Origin of the sequence: Duganella sp. Root1480D1 (assembly GCF_001427305.1) — a bacterium.
In the GTDB taxonomy this organism is placed as follows: Bacteria; Pseudomonadota; Gammaproteobacteria; order Burkholderiales; family Burkholderiaceae_D; genus Rugamonas.
Genome location: NZ_LMFZ01000001.1, coordinates 289595 through 311513, shown reverse-complemented (window position 1 = coordinate 311513; position 21919 = coordinate 289595). Strand labels below are relative to the sequence as shown.

Genomic DNA, 21919 nt, shown 5'->3' with positions numbered 1-21919 from the left:
GCCTAACGCATTGGGGCAAGGGCGCTGTGCTAGAGTCAATTCGAATACTTACCAGAAGAAGAAAGGGTCGCCCTATGGAGACTCCCACAAGCTCACATGCCCCGTCGAAACCGCGCGCCAGCCAGCGGGCGCGCTGGATCGGGGGACTTGCCGCCCTGCTTGGCATGCTGGCCCTGGGCGGCCTGGCCTGGTACCTGACCCACCGCGGCCCTGCCGAGGGCGGGCCGGGTGGTTCGGGTACCCCAGCCGCTGCTGGCGCTGGCGCAGCCGGGCAGGGCGCCGGCGGCCGCGGTGGGCGCAGCGGTCGCGGTCCGGCTGCCACGGTTGGCGTGGCGACTGCCGAGAAGGCGGATTTGCCGGTCACCCTGGACGCACTCGGCACCGTCACCGCCGCCGCTACCACGACGGTCCGGCCGCAGGTTTCAGGCATCCTGCAGAAAGTCCTGTTCCAGGAAGGCCAGATGGTGAAGGCCGGCCAGGTGCTGGCCCAGATCGATCCGCGCCAGTTCGAGCTGCAATTGATGCAGGCCACCGGGCAGCGCGAGCGCGACGAGGCGCAACTGGAGAATGCGCGGCTGACGCTGGAGCGCTACCGCACCTTGCTGTCGCAGGATTCCATCGCACGGCAGGACGTCGACACGCAGGCGGCGCTGGTCAAGCAGCTCCAGGGCACGGTCACCACCGACCGCGCCAACGAAGGCACGGCGCGCCTGAATCTTGGCTATACCAGGGTTGTTGCGCCAATCAGCGGGCGGGTCGGCCTGCGGGTGGTCGATATCGGCAACCTGGTCGGCTCCAGCGATGCGGCGGGAATTGCCGTGATCACGCAGTTGGCGCCGATCGACGTGGAGTTCGCGGTGCCGCAGGACCGGGTGTCCGAGTTGGCGCCGCGCTCCGGCGATCGTGCCGGCGCCCGCATGGCGGCGCTGGCGTATGACCGCACCCGCAGCACGGTGCTGGAGAAGGGCGAGTTCCATGCGCTGGATAACCAGGTCGATACGCAGACCGGCACCGTGATGGCCAAGGCGCGCTTTGCCAATGCCGGTTCTTCCTTATTCCCCAGCCAGTTCGTGAACGTGCGCCTGGAGCTGCGTACCATCAAGGATGCGGTGGTGGTGCCGGTGACGGCCTTGCGGCATGGTTCTTCCGGCGACTATGTGTACGTGCTGCAGGATGGACAGACGGCCTCGCTGCGGCCGGTCAGGCGTGGCATTGCCACCGTGGACAAGGTGCAGATCGAGAGTGGCCTGGCCGCTGGCGAGCAGGTGATCACCGAAGGAGCGGACCGCATCAAGGATGGGGCGCGCGTGACCTTGCCGTCGCAGCGGCCCGGGGCCGACGGCGAGCATTCGGGCCGTTCGCGGCGCGAAGGCCGGGCCGGGCGAAATCCTGGCGACGCGGCGGCCGATGGCGCAGCTTCTGCTGCAGCGCCGGGCGAGCGAGGCACGGCAGGCGAGGGCGGCGGCAAATGGCGGCGTCACCGCGACCAGGCCGGTGACGCCGCCAGCGCGCCGGGTGCAGGCGCGCGTGGCGAGGGCCGGGCTGCGGACGGCGCGACGCGATGAGTCCATCGGCGCCTTTCATCCAGCGGCCGGTGGCGACGGCGCTATTCATGCTGGCCATCGTGCTGGCCGGCCTGCTTGGCTATCGCTTCCTGCCGCTGTCGGCGCTGCCGCAAGTCGACTTCCCGACGATCCAGGTGCGCACGCTATATCCCGGCGCCAGCCCGGAAGTGATGGGCCGCACGGTCACGGCGCCGCTGGAGCGCCAATTCGGCCAGATGGCGGGCCTGCAGCGCATGAGCTCCACCAGTGCCGCCGGGGTCTCCATCATCACCCTGCAATTCAGCCTGGGCCAGACGCTGGACGTGGCCGAACAGGAAGTGCAGGCCGCCATCAACGCCGGCGGCTCGCTGCTGCCGACCGACCTGCCGGCGCCGCCGGTGTACGCCAAGGTGAACCCGGCCGATGCGCCGGTACTGACGCTGGCCATCACGTCGAAAACCATGCCGCTGACGGAAGTGCAGAACATCGTCAACACGCGGCTGGCGCTGAAAATCAGCCAGGTCAACGGCGTCGGCCTGGTCACCCTGGGCGGCGGCCAGCGTCCCGCAGTGCGGATCCAGGCCGACACGCAAGCCCTGGCCAGCTACGGCCTTGGCCTCGATACGCTGCGCACGGCCATCACGGCAGCCAACGCCAACAGCGCCAAGGGCAGCTTTGACGGGCCCGCACGCGCCTTCACCATCAACGCCAACGACCAGTTGCTGGCGGCCGACGAATACCGCCAGTTGATCGTCTCCTACCGCAACGGCGCCCCGGTGCGGCTGCAGGACGTGGCCCGCGTGGTCGACAGCGCGGAAAACGTCAAGCTCGGCGCCTGGGCCGGCCTGACGCCCGCCATCATCCTCGACGTGCAACGCCAGCCCGGCGCCAACGTGATCGCCACGGTGGACGCGATCAAGGAACGCTTGCCGGAACTGCAGGCCAGCCTGCCCGGCGCCATCGACGTCACGGTCCTGAGCGACCGCACGCATGGCATCCGCGCCTCGGTGCTGCACGTGGAACTGGAGCTGCTGCTGGCCGTGGTGCTGGTGGTGCTGGTGATCTTCGCCTTCCTGCGCAGTCCGCGCGCCACGGTGATTGCCAGCCTGGCGGTGCCGATCTCGCTGGTCGGCACTTTCGGCGTGATGTACCTGCTGGGCTATAGCCTGAATAACCTCAGCCTGATGGCGCTTACCATTGCCACCGGTTTCGTGGTGGACGATGCCATCGTCATGATCGAGAATATCGCGCGCCATATCGAACAAGGCGAGACGCCGATGAACGCCGCCCTCAAAGGTGCGCAGCAGATCGGCTTCACCATCATTTCCCTGACGGTGTCGCTGATCGCCGTGCTGATCCCGCTGCTGTTCATGGGCGACGTGGTGGGCCGCCTGTTCCGCGAATTTGCCGTCACGCTGGCGATCACCATCCTGATTTCCGCCGTGGTGTCGCTGACCCTGGTGCCGATGATGTCGGGCCGCTGGCTGGCCGGGCATCAGGAGCATGAGGCGACCCTGTTCGACCGTCTGGTCAAGCGCTACGACGGCAGCCTGCAATGGGTGCTGGAGCGGCAGGGCCTGACCCTGCTGGTGGCGCTGGGCACGCTGCTGCTGACGGTACTGCTCTACCTGTGGATTCCCAAGGGCCTGTTCCCGACCCAGGACACCGGCCAGTTGCAGGCGCGCATCGAGGCCGCGCAGACTGTCTCTTACGAGCGCATGGCGCAGCTGCAGCAGCAGGCGGCGCGCGCCATGCTGGACGACCCGGCCGTCGCTTCGCTCAGCTCCGTGGTCGGCGTCGACGCCGGCAACAACACCATGCTGCACACCGGCAGCATGCTGGTCAACCTGAAGCCGGAGCGCGACAAGCTGCAAGTGGTGATGGAGCGCCTGCGCAACCGCGTGGCGCAAGTGGCCGGCGTCAAGCTGTACCTGCAGCCGACCCAGGACCTCACCATCGACGCCGAAAGCGGCCCGACCCAGTACCGCGTCTCGCTGGAGGGGGCCGACAACGCCACCGTGTCCGAATGGGCGGGCAAGCTGGCCGAGCGCATGGCAAGCAAGGCGCGCCTGCGCAATGTGGTGTCCGACGTGGGCGCCTCAGGCGCCGGCGCCTACGTCAGCATCGACCGCGATACCGCCTCGCGGCTGTCGATCACCGCTGCCGCCGTGGACGACGCGCTGTACAGCGCCTTCGGCCAGCGCATCGTCTCCACCATTTTCACCGAGACCAACCAGTATCGCGTGATCCTCGAAGCCGACCAGGACCGCATGGACACGCCGGAAGCGCTGGGCAACCTGCAACTGCGCACCGGCAGCGGCAAGCCGACGCCCCTGTCGGCCATCGCCAGCGTGCAGGAACGCCCGGCGCCGCTGCAGGTCACCCATGTGGCGCAATACCCGGCCACTACCATCGGCTTCGATGCCGCGCCGGGCGTGGCCCTGGGCCAGGCGGTCGACGCGATCCGCGAGGCAGCGAAGGAAGTGGGACTGCCGCAGTCGGTCAGCCTGACCTTCCTTGGCGCGGCAGGCGCCTACCAGGCTTCGCTGAGCAACCAGCTCTGGCTGATCCTGGCGGCAGTGGTATGCGTGTACATCGTGCTGGGCGTGCTGTACGAAAGCTATATCCACCCGTTGACCATCCTGTCCACGCTGCCCTCGGCCGGCGTGGGCGCGCTGCTGGCGCTGATGCTGACGGGCCAGGAGCTGGGCGTGATCGGCATCATCGGCATCATCCTGCTGATCGGCATTGTCAAGAAAAACGCCATCATGATGATCGACTTCGCCATCGAGGCGGAGCGCGAGCAGGGCATGGCGCCGCGCGACGCGATCCACCAGGCGGCGCTGCTGCGGCTGCGGCCTATCCTGATGACCACCATGGCGGCGCTGTTTGCAGCCATCCCGCTGATGTTCGGCTGGGGCGAGGGCGCCGAGTTGCGCCGGCCGCTGGGCCTGTCCATCTTCGGCGGCCTGATTGTCAGCCAGTTGCTCACGCTGTACACCACGCCGGTAATCTACCTGGCCTTTGACCGCCTTGCGCAGCGCCGCCGCCGCGAAAGCGAGGGGGCGGCATGAACCTGTCCGAGCCCTTTGTCCGCCGTCCGATTGCCACGGTGCTGCTGACCATCGGGCTGGCGCTGGCCGGCATTGCAGCCTTCTTCGTGCTGCCGGTGTCGCCGCTGCCGCAGGTGGACTATCCCTCGATCTCGGTCAGCGCCAGCTTGCCTGGCGCCAGTCCCGACACCATGGCAAGCAGCGTGGCCACGCCGCTGGAGCGGCGGCTGGCAGTGATTGCGGGCGTCAACGAGGTGACTTCCTCCTCCGGCAGCGGCTCGACGCGCGTCAACCTGCAATTTGAATTGAACCGCAAGATCGATGCCGCTGCGCGCGAGGTGCAGGCGGCCATCAACGCCTCGCGTGCCGACCTGCCGGCCACGCTGCGCAGCAACCCGACCTACCGCAAGGCCAATCCTTCCGACGCGCCGGTGATCATCCTGGCGTTGACGTCGGCTACCCGCAGCCCGGGCCAGGTGTACGAGTCGGTGTCGAACATCGTGCAGCAGAAACTGGCGCAGGTGAAAGGCGTTGGCGACGTGGAGATCGGCGGCGGCTCGCTGCCGGCAGTGCGCGTAGAACTGCTGCCGTTTGCGCTGAACCGCTATGGCGTGTCGTCGGAAGACGTGCGGGCCGCGATCCAGGCCACCAATGCCAACCGCCCCAAGGGCGCCATCGAAGTGGAAGGGCGGCGCCTGCAGATCTATTCGGCGGCGTCCACGGCCAGCGGCGGCCGCAGTGCGGCGGACTATCGCGACCTGGTGGTGGCGTGGCGCGATGGCGCGGCGATCCGGCTCGACGACATAGCGCAGGTGACGGACGGCGCGGAGAACCGCAACACGCTGGGCCTGTTCAACGGCGAGCCGGCTGTCATCGTGCTGGTAACGCGCCAGCCCGGCGCAAACGTGATCGAGACGGTGGATGCGGTGCGCGCCTTGCTGCCTCAGTTGCAGGCCCAGTTGCCGCAGGACGTGAAATTGCAGGTGGCCTCGGACAGCACCAATTCGATCCGTTCCTCGCTGCTGGAAATCGAATTCACGCTGCTGATTTCCATCGTATTGGTGGTGCTGGTGGTGAGCGCCTTCCTGCGCAGCGCCCGCGCGACCGTGATCCCGGCAATTGCCACGGTGGTGTCGCTGCTGGGAACTTTCGGCGTGATGTACCTGCTGGGCTTCAGCCTGAACAACCTTAGCCTGATGGCGTTGACGGTGGCCACCGGCTTCGTGGTCGATGACGCCATCGTGGTGCTGGAAAACACGGCGCGCCACATGGAACAGGGCATGGAGCGTTTTGCGGCCGCGCTGCAAGGGGCAAAGGAAGTCGGCTTCACGGTATTGTCGATCAGCGTGTCGCTGGTGGCGGTCTTCATTCCGCTGCTGTTCATGGGCGGCCAGGTGGGGCGGCTGTTCCGCGAGTTTGCCGTGACGCTGTCGGCTGCCGTGATGATCTCGCTGGTGATCTCGCTGACCACCACGCCGATGCTGTGCGCCTGGCTGCTGCGGCCGGGCGCCGGGCAAAAGCCGGCGGGGCGCGTGGCACGCTGGTTCGAGCGCGGCTTCGGCATCATCCTGCGCATGTACGAGAAGTCGCTGGACTGGGCGCTCGCCAGCGCCTGGCTGGTGATGCTGGTCCTGGTATTCGTGGTGGGCCTGAATGTCTACCTGTACGCAGCGGCGCCGAAGGGATTTTTCCCGCAACAGGACACGGGGCAGATCAACGGCGGCATCCGGGCCGACCAGAGCATTTCCTTCCAGGCCATGCAGGGCAAGCTGCGGCAACTGGTGAACATCATTCGCGCCGATCCGGCAGTGGCGACGGTGGTCGGCTTTACCGGCGGTTCGCGGGCGGGCGGCGGCTTCATGTTTGTCAGCCTGAAGCCGGCGGCCGAGCGCGACGTGACGGGGCAGCAGGTGATCGCCCGCTTGCGGCCCAAGCTGGCGCGGGTCACCGGCGTGTCGCTGTTCCTGAATACGGTACAGGACTTGCGCATGGGCGGGCGGCAGAGCAATTCCACCTATCAGTACACGCTGAAAAGCGACAACCGCGCCGACTTGAAGCGCTGGGCTTCGCGTCTGGCCGATGAAATGAAGCGGCAGAAGGCGCTGGTGGACGTGGATACCGACCAGGCCGACAACGGCGTCGAGACTTTCGTTGCGGCCGACAAGGATATGGTGTCGCGCATGGGACTTTCCATGAAGGACGTCGACAATGCGCTGTACAACGCCTTCGGGCAGCGCCAGGTGGCGACGATTTACGATGAGCTGAACCAGTACAAGGTGGTGATGGAGGTGGCGCCGGAATATGCGCAAAGTCCCGAGGCGCTGGCCGACGTCTACGTGGGCCGCCGCGCAGCCGCCAGCACCAGCGCCGGTACCAGTGCCAGCGCCAGCGGCTCGGTGGTCGGGGCCGGGATGCGCGATCCTTCCGGCGGTTCGGCACTGAGCTTGCAGCCGGACGCCATGGTGCCGCTGGCGGCGCTGGCCTCGTTTGCCGAACGCTCCACGCCGGCCTCGGTCAACCACCAGGATGGCGAACTGGCGACCACCGTGTCCTTCAACCTGGCCGACGGTGCCAGCCTGGGCGAGGCCCAGCAAGCTGTGAAGGATGCGGAAAATGCCATCGGCATGCCGAACAATGTCCGCGGCAGCTTCCAGGGCACCGCGCGCACGGCGCAGGAAACCAACCAGCAGCAGCCGCTCCTGATCGCCGCCGCGCTGGTGGTGATCTACATCGTGCTGGGCATGCTGTACGAAAGCCTGGTGCACCCGATTACGGTGCTGTCGACGCTGCCCTCGGCTGGCGTAGGCGCGGTGCTGGCGCTGCTGATGTTCCGCATGGAGTTCTCGCTGATCGCCCTGATCGGGGTATTTCTGCTGATCGGCATCGTGAAAAAGAACGCCATCCTGATCATCGACTTTGCGCTGGAGGCGGAACGCACGCGCGGCCTGGACTCGCGCAGCGCGGTGCGGGAAGCCTGCCTGTTGCGCTTCCGCCCGATCCTGATGACCACCATGGCGGCCGCACTGGGCGCACTGCCGCTGGCGATCGGCTTTGGCGAAGGCTCGGAGTTGCGCCAGCCGCTTGGCATCGCCATCATCGGCGGCCTGGTCGCCAGCCAGTTGCTCACTTTACTGACCACACCCGTGGTCTACCTGCTGCTCGATAAGATGCGCCTGCGTGGCGCAAAGGCGACACCATGAAAAAAATTCTCGGCGCGTTCACCCTGGCACTGGCCGGCTGCGCCACCGGCCCCGCGTACCAGGTGCCGGCGGCGCCACTGTCGGCTCAATTCAAGGAGGCACAAGGCTGGCAGCCTGCCGCCCCGGCCGACCTGCTGGAAAAAGGCCCGTGGTGGGAGCTGTTCGGCGATGCTACGCTCAATGAGCTGGCCAAACAGGTGGAAGTGAACAACCAGAACGTGGCGGCAGCCGCGGCGCGCTACGCCCAGGCCCGCGCCGCGGTGGCCGAGCAGCGTGCCGCGCTGTTCCCGGTCGTGACGCTGGACGCCAGCGCCAACCGCAGCGGCGGCGGCTCAGGTGGTGCCCCCCGCACCGCCAACCAGTACCGCGTCAATATCGGCGCCAGCTGGGAGCCGGACGTGTGGGGCCGGCTGCGCGAGGGCGTCAGCGGCGCCCAGGCCAGCGCCCAGGCCAGCTCGGCCGACCTGGCAGCCGCGCGGCTGGCGGCGCAGGGCGAACTGGCCGCCAATTACATCGGCCTGCGCCTGGCGGATGCCCAACTGGCGCTGCTGGGCGAAACAGTGGAAGGCTACGAGCGCGTGCTGCAGATTACCCAGAACCGCGTGACTGCCGGCGTGGCCCCCAGCTCCGACCTGCTGCAAGCCCAGACCCAGCTTGCCAACGCCAGCGCCGACCGCCTCACCGCGCAGCGCCAGCGCGCCCAGCTCGAACACGCCATTGCCATCCTGCTTGGCAAGGCACCAGCCGATTTCGCGCTGTCTGCTGCGCCTTGGTCGTTGCAAGTGCCGGCCATTCCGGTCGGCGTGCCCTCGACGCTGCTGGAGCGCCGTCCCGACATTGCGGCTGCCGAACGCCGGGTGGCGGCCGCCAACGCACAGATCGGCATCGCCCGCAGCGCCTATTTCCCCAGCCTGAGCCTGGGCGGCAGCTACGGCGTGGCAGGCAGCCAGCTTGGCGGCTTGTTCAGCGCCTCCAACACCCTGTGGTCGCTCGGCCTGTCGGCGGCGCAAGCGGTATTCAATGCCGGCGCCACCGGCGCCCGCGTCGACCAGGCCAGCGCCGAGCGCGACGTGGCAGTGGCCACCTATCGCCAGTCGGTCCTGAGCGCGCTGGCCGACGTGGAAGACCAGTTGGCGGCCAGCAAGGTGCTGGCGCAGCAGCAGTCGCTGCGCGAGGCGTCGGCCAATTCGGCCAGCCAGGTCGAGCAGCAAATGTTGAACCGCTACCGGGCCGGCCAGGTCGCTTATACCGACGTGGTGACGGCCCAGGTGACGGCGCTCAATGCCCGCCGCGCGCTGCTGCAGGCGCAGGCCGATCGTCAGTCGACGGCGGTGGCGCTGGTGCAGGCGCTGGGCGGCGGCTGGCAGGGCATATAACCGACAGGCGGTTTGCCATTTCCTTGCGTCACTGGCATCATGCTGGGATGACTAACCCCTTGGTTTCATCCGATTCGGACTCCAGCGAGGCACTGCGGCACCGCCAGGCGGTGCAAATCGTTGGCATGGGCGCGTCGGCCGGCGGGCTCGACGCGATTTCCGAGTTCCTGGCCTCCATGCCGTCCCGCACGGGAATGGCGTTCATCGTGCTGCAGCACCAGGATCCATCGCGGCGCGGCCTGCTGCCTGAGCTGCTGCGCCGTATCACCTCCATGGAAGTGTGCGAGATCGCCGAATCGATCGAGGTGCGGCCGGACCATGTGTACGTGGCGCCGCCGAACTTCGACCTGGCCTTTTCCAGCGGAAAACTGATGGCGGTGGAGACTTCCGACACCCATGGCCGCTACCCGATCGACTCGTTCTTCCGCACCCTGGCGGCTGAAAAAGGACAGGCTGCCGCCGGCGTGGTGTTTTCCGGCATGGGCACCGACGGCACGGCCGGCCTGCGCGCCATCCAGGAAGCGGGAGGAGTGACCCTGGCGCAGGAACCCAATTCCGCCAAATTCGATTCGATGCCGCGCAGCGCCATTACGGCCGGCGTGGCCGATTTCGTGGCGCCGCCAGGCGCCATGCCGATGTGGCTGTGCCAGGTGCGCTCGGTGCCGCATGGCGGCGCCCACGGCGCCAGGCCTTGCGCGAGCTGATGTCGCTGCTGCAGCGCCATACCGGCAACAACTTCACCGAATACAAGATGAGCACCGTGCTGCGCCGCATCGAGCGCCGCATGAAGCTGCACCAGCTCGATTCGATGGAGTCCTACGTGGCCTACCTGCGCGAAAATGCGGGCGAGGTGCAGCTGCTGTTCCGCGAAATGCTGATCGGGGTGACCAGTTTCTTCCGCGACCCGACCGTGTGGGAGCACCTGTGCCACGAGACCATACCGGCGCTGCTTGCTGCCAATCCTGACGGGGCGGCCTTCAAGGCCTGGGTGCCGGCTTGCTCGACCGGCGAAGAAGCCTACACCCTGGCTATGGTGTTCGACGAAGCAGTCATGCGCGCCAATGCGCAGGAGTCCGGCAAATACACGCTGCAGATTTTTGCCACCGACCTGCATGGCGACGCCATCGACAAGGCGCGCCAGGGCGTGTTCGGCCGCGGTGTGGAAGACAATGTGACGCACGAACGCTTGCTACGCTATTTCGTGGCGGACGGCTCCGGCTATCGCATCCGCAAAGAACTGCGCAACATGATCATCTTCGCGCAGCAGAACATCATTTCCGACCCGCCGTTCACCAAACTCGATATTCTTAGCTGCCGCAATCTGCTAATCTATTTCAACCCAAAACTGCAGGAACAGTTGATACCGCTGTTCCACTATGCCTTGAAACCGGAAGGCTTGCTGATGCTGGGCAGCGCGGATACGCCAGGCAGCTACAACGAGTTGTTTACGGCGGTGCCGGGTTGCGGACGCATATACCGCCGCCTGGACGCCAGCACGCAGCGCGTGGCGAACTATTTTCCGACCAAGATCGCGAAGGCCGCGCAACCAAGCTCCATCGAAGTTACTACCATGACCATGAACGGCAATATCCAGACACAAGTAGAACACCTGCTGCTCAAAGCCCATACGCCGGCGGCAGTCATGATCAATAGCGATGGCGATATCCTCTACATCCATGGCCGCACGGGCACCTTCCTGGAGCCGGCGGCCGGACGCGCCAATTGGAATATCCATGCCATGGCGCGCGATGGCCTGCGCTACGAGCTGGCCGACCTGATCGAACGCGCCAACCGCAGTGAGGCCACGGAAACCGTGCGCGAGCTGCTGTTCAAGGACGGCGCCGCCTCGCTGCTGGTCGACATGACGGTCGAAGTGGTGCGCGAAGACGCCCATTCCGGCCACAACCTGCTGGTGACCTTCAACGCTTCGCCGATGCCGGCCCGCAAGCGCGGCAGCCGCGGCGCCGATCCGCGCCCGCAAGAACTGGAACAGCAACTGACCATGGCGCGCCTGGAACTGCAGGCAGTGCGCGAAGAGATGCAAACCTCGCGCGAGGAGCTGAAGGCGGCCAACGAAGAACTGCAATCGACCAATGAGGAACTGCAGTCGACCAACGAGGAACTGACCACCTCGAAGGAAGAAATGCAGTCGCTCAACGAAGAGCTGTACACCGTCAACGCCGAACTACAGTCCAAGGTGGACGACCTGTCGCTGGTCAACAGCGACATGAAAAACCTGTTGAACAGCACCGATATAGCCGTCATCTTCCTGGACAGCCAGATGAACATCCGGCGCTACACCAACCAGGCCACCCAGTTGTACAAGCTGATCGCCACCGACCTGAATCGTCCGCTGAGCGATATCGCCAACGACCTGGTGTACCCTGACATGGAGAATGACGCGGCCGAAGTGCTGCGCTCCCTGGTATTCTGCGAGCGCCAGATCCCGACCCGCGACGGACGCTGGTTCATGGTGCGTATCATGCCTTACCGCACCGTAAACAACGTGATCGACGGCCTCGTGCTAACCTTCGTCAACGTCACCGAACTGAAATTGCTGGAAGCGCGTTTAACGCCTGAAGGAGGCAACCCCAAATGAGCCGTACCGACGCCCTGCGCCAATGGCATGAGCTGCAAGTCAGCCAGCTGGAACTGGAAGTCCAGAGTGCCGCCCTGGCGGAGCTCGAGCGTCAGAAACGGGAGGTCGAGCAGGGCTTGCTGCGCTATGCGGGACTGTTCGACCAGGCGCCGGTATGCTACCTGGCGCTGGCGCGCGACGGCATGATCGCCGGCGCCAATCGCGCCGCGGCGGCGCTATTCGCCATGGCGCTGCAGGATTTGCCCGGCCAGCCGGTGGAGCGCTTCGTGGCGCCAGCCTGCCAGCCGGCGCTGCGCCAACTGCTGGCCAGCCTCCATGCCGATGGCGCCAGCGCCGCCATGGACGCGCAGCTGTTCCACGGCATCGGCGGCGGGCGGGTACATATCGAAGCCAATCTCGATCACGCCGGCGAAGCAATCCGCATGGTGCTCAGCGAGGTGCGCTCGCGGGAGCAGAACGATGCAGCCCTGCGCCGCGCTTTCGCCGTGCTGGACAACCTGGGCGAAGGGGTGGCCGTGGCCGATGCCGATGGCGTCATCGCCTCGGTTAATCCAGCCTTTTGCGCCATCAGCGGACTGACGGAAGTGAAATCCATCGGCAGCGATCTGGCCGACCTGTGCGGCGCAGAGGTCGCGTTGAAGGCGTTGACCAGCGGTAGCTGGCAGGGCGAAATCTCCGGCCGCCGTCCCGATGGCGGCGCTTATCAGGCGACGCTCTCGCTGCGCACGCTCGCTGGCGCCGACGGCTGCGTGGGCCTGGTCGCAGTGCTGACCGACATCAGCCGCCGCAAACAGGCCGAATCGGCCCTGCAGGACCTGCACCGCAACCTGGAAACGCGCGTGGTGCAGCGTACCGCCGAACTGCTGCACGCCAACGGCCAGTTGCGCCAGTTGTCGGCGCACATGGCGGCCGTCAAGGAAGAAGAACGCAAGCGCATCGCGCGCGAAATCCACGATGAACTGGGCCAGAACCTGCTGGCCCTGAAGCTGGACATCGCCCAGCTCAACGAGCGCATGGAAGGCCGCCAGACGCGCTTTGCGCGGCGCGTGGGGGCTGCGCTGGAAAACATCGACGCCACCTTGCGCAGCGTGCGCGGCATCATGAACGAATTGCGGCCCTCGGTGCTGGACCTTGGCCTGGCGGCGGCGCTGGAGTGGCTGGTCAACGACTTCCGCCACCGCAGCAGCTTGCATTACGAGCTGGCCCTGCCGGGCGAAACGGAGCTGGCGGCCATCGACAGCGAAACCAGCCTGGTATTGTTCCGCATCGTGCAGGAAGCCCTGGTCAACGTGCTGCGCCACTCGCGCGCCGGCCAGGTGGCGGTGCGGCTTGGGGTGGAGCACGAGGTGGCGCTGCTGGAAGTGGAGGACAACGGCATCGGCATCGCGCCCGCCTGCCGCGAGCGCCCCGGCTCCTTTGGCCTGATCGGCATGCAGGAGCGGGTCGACGCCCTGCACGGCAGCTTCTCCCTGAACGAATATGAGCCGGGCGCGGGATGCTGCGTGACGGTGCGGCTTCCGTTGTAAAAAAGTCAATAGCCCTGAGGCCCCGGAACGCATATACTGCCGGTGCTTTTATACGTTCAGGGGACTGTTTTGACTAAAAAACTCGCACTTTCGGCAGCCATTGTGTCTGGCTTTGCCGCGTTCGCTCCCGCCCAGGCCGACGAAGGCCAGTGGCAGCCGCACCAACTGCCGCAACTGAGGGCGGAACTGCAACGCATCGGCATTACCATCCCGGCCGAGCGCCTGGCCGACCTGTCCAGGCATCCAATGAGCGCCATCGTGTCGCTGGACGGCTGCTCCGCCTCGTTCGTGTCCCCTGAAGGCCTGGTGGTCACCAACCACCACTGCGCTTACGGCGCCATCCAGCGCAATTCGACCGCAGAAAAGAACTACATCGCCAACGGCTTCCTGGCCAAGACCCGCGCCGAAGAACTGCCGGGCGGCCCGACCACCCGCGTCTATGTGACCGACAAGGTGGAAAACGTGACCGAGCGCGTGAACGGCGGCCTGGACAAGCTGACCGGCAAGGACCGCCACGCCGAGGTGAAAAAGCGCATCAAGGCCTTGATCGCCGACTGCGAGACCGACAAGAACTACCGCTGCTCCGTGCCGGCCTTCCACCGCGGCGCCGAGTACTACCGCATCCGCCAGATGATGATCAAGGACGTGCGCCTGGTGTACGCTCCGCCTGAATCGATCGGCAACTACGGTGGCGACATCGACAACTACGAGTGGCCGCGCCATACCGGCGACTACTCCTTCCTGCGCGCCTACGTGGGCAAGGACGGCAAGCCGGCCGACCCGTCGCCGGACAACGTGCCGTACAAGTCGAAGGACTTCCTGGTGGTTTCCGCCGAAGGCCTGAAGAACGGCGATCCTATCCTGCTGGCCGGCTATCCTGGCCGCACCAGCCGCTACAAGCTGCCGGTTGAAATCCGCTATGCGCGCGACCTGAGCTACCCGATGATGGTGGCCGATTACCAGGCCGACCTCGACGCCATCGCTGCTGCCACCAAGGGCAAGGAAAACGACGTGGTGCGCTACGCCAGCGTGGTCAAGTCGATCAACAACCGCATGAAGAAAACCCAGGGCCTGCTGGACGGCTTCGCGCGCAAGGATATCGCTGCCATCAAGGACAAGCAGGACGCGGATTTCCGCACCTGGTACGGCAAGCAGCCCAAGTCTTCGCCAGCCATGCTGGCCGAGCTGGACGCCGCCATCGCCGCCGACATGGACCTGAGCGACGACGAATTCGCCTACGGCGTGGCGACCTACAGCGACTTGCTGAAATCCGCGCGCACCCTGTACCGCCTGGCGCTGGAAAAGCAGAAGGCCGATGCTGACCGCGAACCTGGTTTCCAGGAGCGCGATATCGCCAACATCAAGGCGCGCCTGAGCCGCCTGGAGCAGTCGTTTGTGTCGTCGGTCGACCAGGCCCGTTATGTGGCTGGCCTGCAGCGCTACGTCAAGCTGCCGACCAAGGCACACCCGCAGTGGCTGGACAACCTGACCCCGGCACTGGCCGACGTGCCAGCCATGTACCAGAAGACCGGCCTGGCCGATACCGCAACCCGCCTGGCCTGGATGGACAAGGCGCCGGCCGATTTCGAGCAGTCGGCAGACCCGTTCATCAAGCTGGCCGTGCGCATGCATGGCGTGGCCATGACCCTGGAGGAGCGCCGCAAGGAAGTTGACGGCAACCTGGAAAAGATCATCCCGCAGTACATGGCCTCGGTGATCGCATGGAAGAAATCGCAGGGCAAGCCGGTTTACCCTGACGCCAACTCCACCCTGCGCGTGACCTACGGTACCGTGTCGGCCTATCCGGGCCGTGACGGCATCACCAAGGGCCCGTTCACCACGGTGGAAGGCATCCTGGAGAAGCATACCGGCAAGGACCCGTTCGATGCGCCGCAGGCCCTGATCGATGCGGTCAAGGCCAAGCGTTACGGCCAGTTCAAGGATCCGGTGCTGGGCACCGTGCCGGTCGATTTCCTGTCCTCGGCTGATACCACCGGCGGCAATTCCGGTTCTGCCGTCATGAACAAGCGCGGCGAACTGATTGGCCTGAACTTCGACTCCACCTACGAGTCCATTACCAAGGACTGGTATTTCGACCGCGATATTACGCGCGCCATCCACCTGGACGTGCGCTACATGCTGTGGGTGATGAAAGAGGTTGATCATGCGGACAACCTGCTGAAGGAAATGACCATCAAGTATCCGCAGAAGTAAGCAGCGAGAAGGGGCTCACGGTGAGCCCCTTTTCTTTTTTCGGCAAATCTCTTAATCGCTCTTAATCGCTCTTATTTTCTCTTATTCGCTCTTGTTTGCTCTTAAATCTGCGTACCTTGGGGCGTGCCGCCCGCCATTTTCATAATGGCAAGCTCGAGTTTTGGTCGTGGCTTCCCGCTCATGGCATAATCCCGCCTCATCCAAACGCAATCACATGAACGAGACCATTTCCCTGTTCGGCCTGGCCACTACCACTCCATTGGAACTGGTCTCCTTCGCGCTGTCCGTGCTGACGGTGTGGCTGAACATCCGCCAGAACCACTGGGCCTGGCTGTTCGCCATCGTGTCGTCGGCGACTTACGGCGTGGTGTTCTTCGGTGTCAAGCTGTATGGCGACATGGCGCTGCAGGTCGTATTCGCGACGGTGTCGCTCTGGGGCTGGTACCAATGGCTGCACGGGAATCATGGCCAGCAACTGGGGGTATCGACGCTGGATGGGCGCGGCCGCATGCTGTCCGGCGTAGCCTGGCTGGTGGGCTTCGGTATCCTGGCCTGGTTCCTGCGCCGCTTCACCGACACCGATGTGCCGAACGCAGATGCCTTCCTCACCGCCGGCAGCCTGGTGGGCCAGGCCCTCCTGTCGCGCAAGAAGATCGAAAACTGGTACGTCTGGATCATCGTCGACGTCCTGTACGTCGCACTGTATATCCACAAGGGCCTGTTGCCGACGGCCATCCTGTACGGCATGTTCGTCGCCATGGCCATTGCCGGCCTGCTGGCCTGGCAGGGCAGCAGCGAAGAGCCGGAAGAAGCAGTCGTCTGGAAATGAAGCAGCCTTACCGCGTCGCCATCGTCGGCGCCGCAGCCTCCGGCAAGACCACCCTGGCGCAAGCGCTGGCAGCTCGCTACGGCGCCATCTGGGTGCCCGAATACCTGCGCGAGTTCTGCGACGCGCGCCAGAGCGTCCCCGTATCGACCGACCAGTTCCTCATTGCCACCACCCAGGTGGCGCGCGAAGATGCACTGGCCGCGCAGGGCGGCCGCTTCCTGTTCTGCGATACCACGCCGCTGATGACGGCGGTCTACAGCATCCACTACTTCGGCGGCATCGACGAGCAGCTCGAAAGCCTCGCAGCGTCGCGCCAATACGACATAACCCTGATCTGCAAGCCTGAATTTGCGTGGATACCCGACGGACTGCATCACGAAGAGCAAGATGTCAGCGGTATTATTGACTCGATCCTGCTCAACGAGCTGGCCCGGCGCGGCGTGCCTTACACGCGCATCTCGGGCGACCTCGAACAGCGTCTGAAGCAAGTAGGTCAACTCCTAGGAGATTGAGGCATGAAAAAACTGCTCGCGCTGGCCGCCATGTTTCCGCTGGCGGCGTTTGGCGAGACGGGTTATTACATGGTCACCGTCTACGACGTGGAAGGCCAGGCTTCAATCGACTACAAGTACTGGAATGCCCACTACAAGAACTCCCGCAACACCGCAAGCCCGGAAATCGGCCTTGGCTATGGCGTAACCTCGCGCTGGTACACTGAATTGACCACGCAATGGTTCCAGCGCGATGGGCGGCAAACGCGCAACACCGGCATCGAATGGCAGAACGACTTCCTGCTGACCCAAGGTCAGTACGACGTGGACGTAGCGCTGCACACGCTGGTGGAGCGCGCCCGGCGGCGTGACGACGGATATGCAGTGGAGTTCGGCCCGGTGCTGCAGGCGCAGGTCTGGCGCACCCAGTTGAACTTCAACCTGTTCTTCCAGCGCGAAATGGACAATGGGGAGCACAATGAAACCGAGCTGGCCTACCAGTGGCAGGTCAAGCAACGCTGGAAGCGCTGGTTCTCGCCAGGCCTGCAGGGCTTTGGCGAAGTAGGAAAGTGGAATGACTGGCTGCCGGCGAAAAAACAATCGCACCGCGCCGGACCGGCATTCTTCGGCGAAGCGGGCCACTTCAAATACGAAGCAGCCTACCTGTTTGGCAAGAACTCGGGACGCGCAGCCAACTCCTTCAGCATGCGCGCCCAATACGTCTTTTAGAAGTCCACCTGCGCGGAGAGCAGGAAGGTGCGCGGCGAACCCGGGAACAGGTAGCCGCCCAGTTCCGGCGTCACATCGCGCCAGTAGAACTTGTCGAAGGCATTCTTCAACTGTGCGCGCAAGATCACCGATGCACCGCCCACGCGGGTGGCGTAGGAGCCGCCCAGGTTCACCAAATGGTACGACGGCACCATGGTCTTGTTCTCCTGGTCGAACGCCTTGCGGCCCGCGAACTGCCAGTTCGCATTCAGCTTCAGGCCCGGTACTTCGCTCACCGCGTAATCAGCCCACACAGTCGACTTGAAGTTCGGCACATTGGTCACGCGCTTGCCGTCCAGGCCTGCCAGGCCGGTGCCTTCCTGCTCGGTATGGCTCGCTGCCATCGAAGCACCCAGCAGCAGCTCGCGGCTTACCTTGCCTTGTGCGCTGAACTCCACGCCGCGGTGGCGTTCCTGGCCACTGCGCACGAAGGTGTTGGAAGCCGCATCGGTGAATTCCAGGCCTTGCTCGATCTGGTACAGCGCGGTTGTCAGCGTGATGCCGTTCACTTCAGCCTTGGCTCCCAGCTCCACCTGTTTCGACTTGCCCGGCGCCAGCGCCAGGGCTTCGTTGCTGGTGCCGATCGGCGCTACGCTGCCGTACTGCAGGCCCTGCGCATAGTTGGCGTAATAGGACAGCTTGGAGCTCGGGCTGAATACCAGCGACACATTCGGCAGCCAGAAGTTCTTGCGCACCGGCTCGACGCCGGCCTCATTGCGGCGCAGGGAGGCATAACGCACGCCGGTGTGCAGCGCCAGTTGTTCGCTCAGGCTGATGATGTCCTGCACGAAGGCCGAGCGCTCATGATCGTTACGGCGCTCGGAGACCGGGCCCACTTGCTTGTCGGTCATCGGCACCACCACTGGATGGTAGATATTGCTGACGCCAGCGAATTCATACACGTAATCGCCCCAGCTCTCATGGTTGCTGAAGAAGGATAGGCCGGCTGCCAGCTCGTGGCGCAGCGCACCGGTCGCAAAGCGGCCATTTAACTGCGCCTTGGCCGACAGCGGCTTCTTCTCCTCGCCCAGGCTGCGGTAGTCGTACACATCGTAGTCGCCGTTGGTGCAGTAGCCCGGCCACAGCGACTCGCTCGAGCAGCCGTAAGGGAAGGCAGTGTAGTCGTCGCGCTTGAAGCGGTGCTGGTTGGCGCTCAGGGTTGCCTTCCACTCAGGCGAAAGCTGGTACTGGAAATTCACGCCGATATTGCTGGTTTCCGTTTCCACCGGCTTGGCCCAAGGCTGGTCGTTCAGGAAGGTGGCTGCGTCGACCACCGGCAGGCTGGTGCCGCCGATCAGTTGGAAACCAGGCGCCGACTTCTGCGATTTCTTCTGGTAGTCGGCATCGATCTGCAGCAGTGCCTGCGGGCTGATGCGGAAGTCGAAAGCGCCGGACACGAAGCTGCGGTGGCCGTCGGCGCCTTCGATGATGGAGCGCATGCGTTCACCGGCTGCATTGATGCGGTAGCCGAAGCGGCGGTCTTCGAAGCGGCCGCCCAGGTCGACGCTGCCCAGCAGGGTGCCGCGCTCGCCCACGGCAAATGTCGCCGAGCGCAGGGTGGTGTCGGTGGGGCGCTTGGTCACGTAATTCACCACGCCGCCCGGCGCCGCCACGCCAGCCTGCAATCCGGCCAGGCCGCGCAGCACTTCGATGCTTTCCTTGTTTTCCAGCGGGATCTGGGTGTCGCCGGAAATCGGATGGCCATCCTTACGGTAGGAATTGGCGTTATTCAGCTTGAAGCCGCGGATCGAGAACTGTTCGGCATAGCCCACCGCGTTGTAGGCGTCGCCGATGCTGGCATCGAATTTAACGGCGTCGGTGGTGCTGAAGATGTTCAGGTCCTGGATCTGTTCGCGCGTCACCACGCTGACCGAAGCGGGAGTCTGCAGCAACGGCTGCTCGCTGAAGCCGGCCACGGAGGCGCGTTCGGCGGCGATGCGGTTGGCGGTAATGACCACTTCGGTCATGCTCTGCTCCTGCGCGAAGGCGGCGGGAGCGAAGGCGGAGGCGACGGCCAGTGCGGCCAGGGTGAGGCGGTATTGAGTCATTTTTGTGCTCTTGCTGTACGTTGCGCCAGCGGGAGAGCACGACAGGGTGAGAGCAGGGCCCCGGAACTGCGGGCCTTCAACCGTCTACGCTTTCCTTCGCTGGCATTATCCAGATCAGGTTCGGAGGGTATTTCTCACCCCGCGCACATGCGCGAGGACCCCTAGCGAGGCGGTATTGTACTACAGGCTCAATTGCAGCGCCTTGCGCACGTCGGCAGGCGTGATGTCGCGGCGTTCGCCCAGGCCGGTCAGGCCGGCCGTTTCCATGGCGGCGACGACGGCGTCGATCGCCTCCGAACCCAGGCCGTAGCCGGACAGGCGGGTCGGTACGCCCATCTGCTCGAAGAAGGCGCGCGTGTTGCCGATCGCCGCGTCGATGCGTTCGTCTTCCGTGCCTTTGCCCGCATGCAGGCCCCAGACGCGCTCGGCGTACTGCAGCAGCTTGCCGCGCTTGGCCTCGCGGCGGATCTGCAGCACGCCCGGCAGCGCAATCGCCAGCGTCTGCGCGTGGTCCAGGCCAAACAGGGCGGTCAGCTCGTGGCCGATGCCGTGGGTGGCCCAGTCCTGCGGCACGCCGACGCCGATCAGGCCATTCAGCGCCATGGTGGCGCTCCACATGATGTTGGCGCGCACTTCCACGTCGTCCGGGCGCGCCAGCACTTGCGGGCCCAGTTCCAGCAGGGTTTGCAGCAAGCCTTCGGCAAAGCGGTCCAGTACCGGCGCATTGGCCGGGTAGGTCAGGTACTGCTCCGTGGTGTGGACGAACGCATCGACCACGCCGTTACCGACCTGGCGCAGCGGCAGGGTCAATGTCTTGGCCGGGTCGAGCACCGAGAAGCGCGGATACACGTGTGGACTCATGAAGGCGCGCTTTTCCTGCGTTTCGGCGCGGCTGATCACGCTGGCGCTGTTCATTTCCGAGCCGGTGGCCGGCAGCGTCAGCACGGCGCCAAAGGGCAGGGCAGCCTTCACCACCTTGCCGCCGATTTTCAGGATGTCCCAGGCATCGCCGTCGTAGGCCGCCGCGGCGGCAACAAATTTTGTGCCGTCGACAACAGAGCCGCCGCCCACGGCCAGCAGGAAGTCGATGTTCTCGCGATGGATCAGTTCCACCGCCTTCATCAGCGTTTCATAGCGCGGATTGGGCTCGATGCCGGCAAACTCCAGCACCGGATGTTCCAGCCCCGCCAGCGCCGCACGCACTTCATCATAGGTGCCGTTGGCCTTGATGCTGCCGCCGCCGTACAGCATCAGCACGCGTGCATTGGAGGGAATATGTTTTGCCAAGGAGGCAATTTGACCCACGCCGAAAATGATGCGGGTCGGATTATGGAATTCGAAGTTTTGCATAGTGCCGGGCATTATCGCGCAAATCTCGCCCATCCGTGCGACACCCCGCCGGACCCCTTGCTACACTTGAGAAATCCGCGCCGCAGGCTGACAATGCGTGTACCCGCATGCCTAAGGAGAGTGAGATGACACAGGAACACGTGGTCGAGCCGCGCGACTACCTCAATGCCCAGGTGCTGGATATGCACCGGGCGCTAACGTCGTTGAGCGAGAAGATCGAGATGCTGGATTTGCAGAACCAGCGCATCGAAACGTGCACCGACCCCGAGCTGAAGCTGGTCATGGCCAGCCATCGCGATGCCACGCGCAAGCAGATCGCGATGCTGCTGGAATGGGTGCGCCGGCGCGATCCGAAAATGGACAAGGAAATGAAGGAAGCGCTGTTCAAGGCGGGACCGATCGCCGCGCAGTACCACTACGAGTAAGCTCCTGGTACTGCGCTGCAAACAGAAAGGAAGTCGATGAAGTTGCAGCCGTACCGGGAGGGCAGCTGGTTTGCCATCCCGCTCAGAAATGGCGGGTATGCCACCGGGCTGGTGGCGCGCCTGTCGCCGCAAGGAAAGGTCATGCTGGCCTACCTGTTCGGACCGATCCACTGGACGCTGCCAACGCTGGCGGAAGTACAGCCGTTGACGGCCAACGATGCGCTGAAGGTGATCCGCACCGGCGATATCGCAGTGGCCAACGGGCGCTGGCCCGTGATCGGCAACACCATCGGCTTCCAGCGCAGCGACTGGCCGGTGCCGATGTTCATCCGCCGCGCCGACGCCTTGAAGCGCGCCTGGCAAGCGACTTACGGCGACGACCCGGCCAAGCCGGAGCGCGAAGTGTCCGTGCCATACGACACGGAGGGGTTGGAGAGCGATTCGCTGTTTGGCTACGGCTCGGCGGAACTGCTCATGACCAAATTGCTGGAGTAGG

15 protein-coding genes and 1 riboswitch are annotated in these 21919 nt (G+C 64.9%); of the genes, 13 read left to right on the top strand and 2 right to left on the bottom strand.

The window, feature by feature from the left end:
• Nucleotides 1-74 precede the first annotated feature (74 nt).
• The 11 genes from ASD58_RS01555 to ASD58_RS01510 all read left to right on the top strand — a co-directional run bounded on the left by ASD58_RS01555 (nt 75) and on the right by ASD58_RS01510 (nt 17561).
• Nucleotides 75-1565 carry an efflux RND transporter periplasmic adaptor subunit gene (locus ASD58_RS01555; protein ID WP_082565158.1) on the top strand — a complete coding sequence of 497 codons (1491 nt, stop codon included), beginning with the start codon at nt 75-77 and terminating at the stop codon, nt 1563-1565.
• Nucleotides 1562-4618 carry an efflux RND transporter permease subunit gene (locus ASD58_RS01550; protein ID WP_057259338.1) on the top strand — a complete coding sequence of 1019 codons (3057 nt, stop codon included), beginning with the start codon at nt 1562-1564 and terminating at the stop codon, nt 4616-4618. The genes ASD58_RS01555 and ASD58_RS01550 overlap by 4 nt, the downstream gene beginning before the upstream one ends.
• Entirely contained in the window at nt 4615-7797 is a 3183-nt protein-coding gene (locus ASD58_RS01545) for an efflux RND transporter permease subunit (RefSeq protein WP_057259337.1), read from the top strand. Before ASD58_RS01550 ends, ASD58_RS01545 begins: the two co-directional genes overlap by 4 nt.
• Nucleotides 7794-9173, top strand: a complete 1380-nt coding sequence (locus ASD58_RS01540) for an efflux transporter outer membrane subunit (protein WP_057259336.1) — start codon at nt 7794-7796, stop codon at nt 9171-9173. The genes ASD58_RS01545 and ASD58_RS01540 overlap by 4 nt, the downstream gene beginning before the upstream one ends.
• 47 nt (nt 9174-9220) lie before the next feature.
• On the top strand, nt 9221-9877 hold the full coding sequence (locus ASD58_RS32050) for a chemotaxis protein CheB (protein WP_229209864.1): 657 nt from the start codon (nt 9221-9223) through the stop codon (nt 9875-9877).
• Nucleotides 9811-11772, top strand: a complete 1962-nt coding sequence (locus ASD58_RS01535) for a CheR family methyltransferase (RefSeq protein WP_229209863.1) — start codon at nt 9811-9813, stop codon at nt 11770-11772. The genes ASD58_RS32050 and ASD58_RS01535 overlap by 67 nt, the downstream gene beginning before the upstream one ends.
• The gene (locus tag ASD58_RS01530) at nt 11769-13298 is read left to right on the top strand and encodes a PAS domain-containing protein (RefSeq protein WP_057259335.1); all 1530 of its coding nucleotides are present in this window, start codon (nt 11769-11771) and stop codon (nt 13296-13298) included. The genes ASD58_RS01535 and ASD58_RS01530 overlap by 4 nt, the downstream gene beginning before the upstream one ends.
• 69 nt (nt 13299-13367) lie before the next feature.
• Nucleotides 13368-15512: a S46 family peptidase gene (locus ASD58_RS01525; protein ID WP_057259334.1), complete on the top strand. Its 2145-nt coding sequence runs from the start codon at nt 13368-13370 to the stop codon at nt 15510-15512.
• Between the two features lie 214 nt (nt 15513-15726).
• Nucleotides 15727-16341: a nicotinamide riboside transporter PnuC gene (gene pnuC / locus ASD58_RS01520; RefSeq protein WP_057259333.1), complete on the top strand. Its 615-nt coding sequence runs from the start codon at nt 15727-15729 to the stop codon at nt 16339-16341.
• Complete coding sequence (locus ASD58_RS01515) at nt 16338-16853, top strand: AAA family ATPase (RefSeq protein WP_057259332.1); 516 nt, start codon at nt 16338-16340, stop codon at nt 16851-16853. The genes pnuC and ASD58_RS01515 overlap by 4 nt, the downstream gene beginning before the upstream one ends.
• A gap of 3 nt (nt 16854-16856) precedes the next feature.
• Nucleotides 16857-17561, top strand: a complete 705-nt coding sequence (locus tag ASD58_RS01510; protein WP_057259331.1) for a hypothetical protein — start codon at nt 16857-16859, stop codon at nt 17559-17561.
• Here the strand turns inward: ASD58_RS01510 and ASD58_RS01505 are convergent.
• Entirely contained in the window at nt 17558-19648 is a 2091-nt protein-coding gene (locus ASD58_RS01505) for a TonB-dependent siderophore receptor (RefSeq protein WP_057259330.1), read from the bottom strand. The genes ASD58_RS01510 and ASD58_RS01505 overlap by 4 nt on opposite strands.
• Nucleotides 19649-19722: 74 nt before the next feature.
• Nucleotides 19723-19821: riboswitch (TPP riboswitch) on the bottom strand.
• 7 nt (nt 19822-19828) lie between these two features.
• Nucleotides 19829-20998: an iron-containing alcohol dehydrogenase gene (locus tag ASD58_RS01500; protein ID WP_057259691.1), complete on the bottom strand. Its 1170-nt coding sequence runs from the start codon at nt 20996-20998 to the stop codon at nt 19829-19831.
• A 125-nt stretch (nt 20999-21123) separates the two neighbouring features.
• Here ASD58_RS01500 and ASD58_RS01495 point away from each other — a divergent pair, with 125 nt between their 5' ends.
• Together ASD58_RS01495 and ASD58_RS01490 are read left to right on the top strand one after the other, a co-directional pair.
• Complete coding sequence (locus ASD58_RS01495; protein WP_057259329.1) at nt 21124-21423, top strand: hypothetical protein; 300 nt, start codon at nt 21124-21126, stop codon at nt 21421-21423.
• Between the two features lie 36 nt (nt 21424-21459).
• The gene (locus ASD58_RS01490; RefSeq protein ID WP_057259328.1) at nt 21460-21918 is read left to right on the top strand and encodes an immunity 26/phosphotriesterase HocA family protein; all 459 of its coding nucleotides are present in this window, start codon (nt 21460-21462) and stop codon (nt 21916-21918) included.
• Nucleotide 21919 lies beyond the last annotated feature (1 nt).